A 284-nucleotide genomic window follows, 5' to 3' on the forward strand; every position below is an offset into this window, starting at 1 on the left:
GTCGTTTCGCCCCCGGCCGTCACGACGGTAACCGGTCCGAAGAGCTGAACCGTCTCTCCGTCCGGTATCGTCGCTTCGGTAATTCGGAGATAGTGTTCAAAGATGCGTCCTCTGAACACGGCATCTCCGACGTCGATTTCAACGTCCGAAAGCGCGTTCGTTGTATGTGACGACACGTCGTCGTCAGCGGTCAGCTCCCTTCGGTCGCCTCCAACGACACGGATGTCATCTCCGACGGTCCGCGACGTGCCGGTAGCGGCGAGGGTGACGTTGGTGGTCGATTG

The 284-nt window shown here is 60.2% G+C and carries 1 protein-coding gene; it reads right to left on the reverse strand.

The features are described 5' to 3' along the window. Nucleotides 1-284: hypothetical protein (locus EXE45_RS20190; RefSeq protein WP_158294359.1), on the reverse strand; the 284-nt coding region annotated here is incomplete at both ends.

The sequence above is a fragment of the Halorubrum sp. SP9 genome, from assembly GCF_005435015.1.
In the GTDB taxonomy this organism is placed as follows: Archaea; Halobacteriota; Halobacteria; order Halobacteriales; family Haloferacaceae; genus Halorubrum; species Halorubrum sodomense.